Genomic DNA, 5,351 nt, shown 5'->3' on the forward strand with positions numbered 1-5,351 from the left:
ACTCGACTCAATACCGATGATCTTCCCGTTGAACTCCTTGCCCTTGCCCTTCAGATCCGCCAGGGACTTCACACCCTTGACATACGAAGGCACGGAGAGTTCGAGCGACGTCGGGCCGTACCAGGAGCCCACATCGGTGAGCTGGTTCTTGTATCTGTCCCAGTACTGCTTGTGCGTCGTCGGCAGCCAGGAGTCGAACTGCACATCCTCCTGGCCCTGGGCGAGCGCGGTGTACAGCGGCCCCGGGTCGAGCTGCTTGACGTTGGGCTTGTAGCCGCGGTCCTCCAGGATGTTCTGCCAGAGGTACGTCGAGGCGATGGCCTCGTCCCACGGGAAGAAGCCCAGGTTGACGCTCTTGCCCGCGTCCTTGCCCTTCTGCGGGGCGCCGGCGCCCTTCGGGACCGGCGCGAGCTTCGCGGCGATGCCCGGGTTCTTCTTCAGCCAGGCGCGCACACCGTCCTGCTCATGGCCCTCACCGGCGCCCTGGACGGAGTTCTCCAGGCTGGTCAGCTGGTCCTCGGAGAGCTTGAAGTCCTTGAGCCACTTCGCGACCGTCGGGTCCTTCTTGTCGAAGCCCTTGTGCGCGACGGTGTGGATCGAGTCGCTCTTGCCCCAGGCACCCTTCGGGTCCTTGAGCTTCGTCAGGTCGTACTTGCCGTACGCCCAGTGCGGCGACCACAGCACCACCACGACCGGCTCCTTCTTCTGAATGGAGCGGTTCAGCTGAGCCAGCATCGACGACGTACTCGACGACACCACCTTGTACTCACCCTGCAGCCCGTAAGCCTTCAGGACCTTCTTGTTCAGCAGACCCATCTCACCGGCACTCGACTCAATACCGATGATCTTCCCGTTGAACTCCTTGCCCTTGCCCTTCAGATCCGCCAGGGACTTCACACCCTTGACATACGAAGGCACGGTCAGTTCGAGCGACGTCGGGCCGTACCACGTGCCCATGTCCTCAAGCTGGGACTTGTACTTGTCCCAGTAGTCCTTGTGGGTCGTCGGCAGCCAGGAGTCGGTCTGGAAGTCGATGTCACCGCGGGCCACACCGGAGTAGAGGGGGCCGGCGTCGAGCTGCTTGACGTCCGGCTTGTAGCCGCGCTCCTCCAGGAGCTCCTTCCACAGGTACGTGGAGGCGATGCCCTCGTCCCAGGGGATGTACCCCATGTTGATCTGCTTGCCGTGGCCGACGTCCGAGCCCGCCTGCGACGAGCCGCTGCTGTCGGAGGCCGAGCCGAGGTTCATACCGCCCGCGACGAGCCCGAGGATCACGACGCCGATCACGGCGACGGTGGTGCCCGGACGGTAGTGCGTGAAGCTCCACTTCTGGGCCAGGGCTGCCGCCTTCGCGGCGGCGCGGCGGCCGAGCGGGGAGACCCGCTGGTTGAGGGCGCCGGTCATCCGGTCCAGATAGATGGCGAGGATGACCACGGCCACACCGCTCTCGGCGGCGAGACCGACCTGGAGCTGGGTGATGGCCGCGTAGACCTTCTCACCGAGGCCACCCGCACCGGCCATACCGCCGATGACGACCATGGAGAGCGCGAGCATGATGACCTGGTTGACACCGGCCATGATCGTCGGCAGTGCCAGGGGCAGCTGCACCCGGCGCAGGATGTTGCGCGGCGAGGTGCCGAACGCCTCCGCGGCCTCGACCAGTTCGCTGTCCACCTGCCGGATGCCGAGCTCGGTCATACGGACGCCCGGGGGCATCGCGAAGACGATCGTGGCGATCACACCGGGGGTCACCCCGACGCCGAAGAACATGACGCCCGGGATCAGGTAGACGAAGGCGGGCATCGTCTGCATGACGTCGAGCACCGGGCGCACCGCGGCGCCGACCTTGGCGCTGCGCGCCGCCCAGATGCCCAGCGGCACCGCGATCACGATGGTGATGGCGGCGGCGACGATCACCAGCGACAGCGTGTCCATTCCCTCGTCCCAGAGGGCGAGGGAGTCGATCAGGGCGAAGCCGACGAAGGTCAGTACCGCCGGTACGAGTCCGCGCAGCCAGAAGGCGAGGACAGCGAAGATGCCCGCCATCAGCAGCGGCTCACCGCCGCCGAGGACGGCGTCGACACCGTTGTACATGTGCGTGAGAACGCTGTTGATCGCGTCGAAGAGCCAGCCGACGTGGTTCTGCAACCACTTGACTATGTCTTCGACCCAGTCGCCGAAATGGAACCTAGGCACTGGCGACCGCCTTGTTCTTGGGCGCAGCGTCGCAGGCCAGCGGGGCCTCGGCGTACTCGCCGAGGAATCCTATGAGCCGGGACTGCGGGACGACACCGACCACCTTGCCCTGGGCGTTCTTCACGGCCACGGGGTGCGGGACACGCGCGCTCACGCCGCACAGGTCGGCGAAGGTGGTGTCGGGGGTGACGGTCTCGCAGCCGCAGTCGCCCGCGTCGGGGCGGTGGACGTCGGTCATCAGCGCCGCAGCGGTGAGGACGCGGGTACGGTCCACGTCCTTGGTGAAGGAGGCGACGTAGTCGTTGGCCGGCGTGATGAGGATGTCCTCGGCGGTGCCGAGCTGGACTATCTCACCGTCGCGCATGACCGCGATGCTGTCGCCGAGGCGCATGGCCTCGTTGAGGTCGTGGGTGATGAAGACGATGGTCTTCTTCAGACGCTTCTGCAGTTCCAGCAGTTGGTCCTGCATGTCGCGGCGGATCAGCGGGTCGAGCGCGCTGAAGGACTCGTCCATCAGCAGCAGGTCCGCGTCGGTGGCGAGCGCGCGGGCCAGGCCCACCCGCTGCTGCATACCGCCGGACAGCTCGTCGGGCCAGGACTTCTCCCAGCCCTTGAGACCCGTCAGCTCCAGGGCCTCGGCCGCCCGCTTCTCGCGCTCCGCGCGGGGCACGCCCTGGACCTCCAGGCCGTAGGCCGCGTTCTCCAGGACGCTGCGGTGGGGGAAGAGCGCGAAGTGCTGGAAGACCATGCTGATCTTCTTCGAGCGGACCTCGCGGAGCTCGGTGTCGCTGAGAGCGGTCAGATCCTGCCCGTCGAAGAGCACCCGGCCCGACGTCGGGTCGAGGAGCCCGTTGAGCATGCGCAGCAGCGTGGACTTGCCGGATCCCGAGAGACCCATGACCACGAAGATGTTGCCCGGCTCGACGGTGAAGGATGCGTCGATGACCGCAGCAGTCGTCCCCTCACCGCGCAGCTCATCGCGGCCGGTGCCGTTCTCGAGTTTCTGCACGGCTTCATCGGGTCGTCTGCCGAACACTTTGTACAAGCGGTCGGCTTGCAGCCTGGACACATACACCTCACGCGTTGAAACGAAAACGACCCGTCACCCCCGTGTCGACGGGTCGTGGAGCGGCGCGGGATCGGTCCGCTTCACCCTCGCAATACTTGAATCTGCTACTGGTTCCGCTCCGTGGCGGCGCCTGCCCGCGTTTACAGAACCCAAACAGAAGAGTGACCCAGGTCACTTTGTTCGGCTGTCAGTGGCGTACGGCATGATCGGTGTGTGACGCGACGCCTGATGCTCCTCGACACCGCTTCCCTCTACTACCGGGCCTATTTCGGGGTCCCCGACACGGTACGGGCTCCGGACGGCACCCCGGTCAACGCGGTGCGCGGACTGCTCGACTTCATCGCCAGGCTGGTGCAGGACCACCGCCCGGACTCCCTGGTCGCCTGTATGGACGCCGACTGGCGCCCCCAGTGGCGGGTCGATCTGATCCCCTCGTACAAGGCGCACCGGGTGGCGGTGGAGACGGAGCAGGGGCCCGACGAGGAGGAGACCCCCGACACACTGGCCCCGCAGGTGCCGATGATCGAGCAGGTGCTCGACGCCCTGGGCATCGCCCGGGTCGGCGTCGAGGGGTACGAGGCGGACGACGTGATCGGGACGCTCACCGGACGGGCCACCGGGCCGGTCGACATCGTCACCGGGGACCGCGACCTCTATCAGCTGGTGGACGACGCGCGGGGCGTGCGGGTGCTGTATCCGCTGAAGGGCGTGGGGAACCTCCAGCTCACCGATGAGGCGCTGCTGCGCGAGAAGTACGGGGTGACCGGCCAGGGATATGTGGACCTGGCACTGCTGCGGGGGGACCCGAGCGACGGTCTGCCCGGGGTCCCGGGGATCGGCGAGAAGACCGCGGCGAAGCTGCTGGACGCGTTCGGTGATCTGGCCGGGATCATGGCCGCGGTCGACGACCCGGCATCCGGGCTCACCCCGTCGCAGCGCAGGAAGCTGGACGAGGCGCGCGCCTATGTGGCGGTGGCGCCGAAGGTGGTGCGGGTCGCGTCGGATGTGCCGCTGCCGTCGTTCGACCCGGCCCTCCCCGCCGAGCCGCGCGACCCGGCGACCCTGGAGCAGCAGAGCGCCCTCTGGGGGCTGGGCGGATCGCTCCAGCGGCTGCTCTCCACTCTTCAGGGCTGAGATGCTAACTTAGGCGAGCCTAACCATATTGACCGAGCCATATCGACCGAGCCATATCGTTCAGGGGAGCCGTCCGTGGCGGAAGCACCGGCCCGTAAAGCACCGCAGGCCCACGAGGCACAGGTGATCCGTACCGAGCGGATCACCCCGCACATGGTCCGTCTTGTCCTCGGCGGTGAGGGGCTGGACGCGTTCGACGCATCGGAGTTCACCGACCACTACATCAAGGTCCTCTTCGCACCCGATGGCGTGAGCTATCCGGAGCCGTTCGACATGGCCCGGATCCGCGAGGAGTTTCCGCGCGAACAGTGGCCGGTCACCCGGACGTACACGGTGCGGTCCTGGGATCCGGCGCTGCGTGAGCTGGCCGTCGACTTCGTCGTGCACGGCACCGAAGGTCTGGCCGGCCCGTGGGCGGCGGGCGCCCGCCCCGGCGACACCATGCGCTTCCTCGGCCCCGGCGGCGGGTACGCACCGGACCCGGCGGCCGGCTGGCACCTGCTGGCGGGCGACGAGAGCGCGCTGCCCGCGATCGCGGCCGCGGTCGAGGCGATGCCCGCGGGCGCCGTGGTCCACGCCTTCGTCGAGGTCTCGGGACCGGACGAGGAGCAGAAGATCGAGGCGCCGGACGGCGTCGCGGTGCAGTGGCTCCAGCCCGGCCCACGCCCGGCGGGCGAGGCGCTGACCGAGGCGGTGCAGGCACTCGACTTCCCGGCGGGCGAGGTCAGCGCCTTCGTGCACGGCGAGGCGGGCTGCGTGAAGGAGCTGCGGCGCCATCTGCGGCTGGACCGGGGCATCCCCCGCGAGCAGCTGTCCATCTCGGGCTACTGGCGGCTGGGACAGGACGACGAGTCCTGGCGCGCGGTGAAGCGCGAGTGGAACGCCCAGGTGGAGGCCGAACAGGAGCAGGCACAGCCGCAGGCGGGCTGACCTCCTCCGGTACGGCTTGCGC

4 protein-coding genes are annotated in these 5,351 nt (G+C 67.9%); 2 read left to right on the forward strand and 2 right to left on the reverse strand.

What is annotated here, in order from left to right; translation table 11 throughout:
* Both ACFXBC_RS34565 and ACFXBC_RS34570 read right to left on the reverse strand, forming a co-directional pair.
* On the reverse strand, positions 1 to 2,196 hold a 2,196-nt coding region (locus ACFXBC_RS34565; protein ID WP_385033909.1), incomplete at its 3' end, for a glycine betaine ABC transporter substrate-binding protein.
* The gene (locus ACFXBC_RS34570; protein ID WP_385033912.1) at positions 2,189 to 3,271 is read right to left on the reverse strand and encodes a glycine betaine/L-proline ABC transporter ATP-binding protein; all 1,083 of its coding nucleotides are present in this window, start codon (positions 3,269 to 3,271) and stop codon (positions 2,189 to 2,191) included. The genes ACFXBC_RS34570 and ACFXBC_RS34565, both read right to left, overlap by 8 nt.
* 222 nt (positions 3,272 to 3,493) lie before the next feature.
* Between ACFXBC_RS34570 and ACFXBC_RS34575 the strand changes: the two genes are divergently transcribed.
* Positions 3,494 to 4,399 carry a 5'-3' exonuclease H3TH domain-containing protein gene (locus ACFXBC_RS34575; RefSeq protein ID WP_385033918.1) on the forward strand — a complete coding sequence of 302 codons (906 nt, stop codon included), beginning with the start codon at positions 3,494 to 3,496 and terminating at the stop codon, positions 4,397 to 4,399.
* Between the two features lie 75 nt (positions 4,400 to 4,474).
* Positions 4,475 to 5,329, forward strand: coding sequence for a siderophore-interacting protein (locus tag ACFXBC_RS34580; RefSeq protein ID WP_385033915.1), 855 nt, complete (start codon positions 4,475 to 4,477; stop codon positions 5,327 to 5,329).
* The last annotated feature ends 22 nt before the right edge of the window (positions 5,330 to 5,351 follow it).

Source organism: Streptomyces sp. NPDC059398, assembly GCF_042751845.1.
GTDB lineage: Bacteria > Actinomycetota > Actinomycetes > Streptomycetales > Streptomycetaceae > Streptomyces.

What these genes read in the sequence shown, in the direction of transcription:
- ACFXBC_RS34575 (WP_385033918.1), top strand. Translation starts at nt 3,494, where the DNA reads ATGCTCCTCGACACCGCTTCCCTCTACTACCGGGCCTATTTCGGGGTC.